We start from the raw sequence: 217 nt of genomic DNA, 5'->3' as shown, positions 1-217 counted from the left end.
TTGGGAGACCTCTCATGAGCACCGTCACGCTGATTGGCATCGATCTGGGCAAACACAGCTTCCATCTGCATGGGCAGGACGCGGCCGGCAGGATGATGTTTCGCAAGAAGTGCTCGCGCCAGGATCTGTTCAAGTTACTGGGCAACACACCGCGCAGCACAGTGGTGATGGAGGCCTGCGCCGGCGCGCACTGGATGGCGCGCCGCATCGAAGAACT

The 217-nt window shown here is 60.8% G+C and carries 1 pseudogene; it reads left to right on the top strand.

Annotation, left to right across the window (positions count from 1 at the left end):
• Positions 1 to 14: 14 nt before the first annotated feature.
• Positions 15 to 217, top strand: a pseudogene (locus tag ACEU5R_RS32050) (IS110 family transposase); the annotation flags it as partial.

The sequence above is a fragment of the Achromobacter sp. 413638 genome (assembly GCF_043119405.1).
GTDB lineage: Bacteria > Pseudomonadota > Gammaproteobacteria > Burkholderiales > Burkholderiaceae_B > Achromobacter.
The sequence above is the reverse complement of the archived record's forward strand: the minus strand, read 5'-3'. Positions and strand labels throughout refer to the sequence as shown.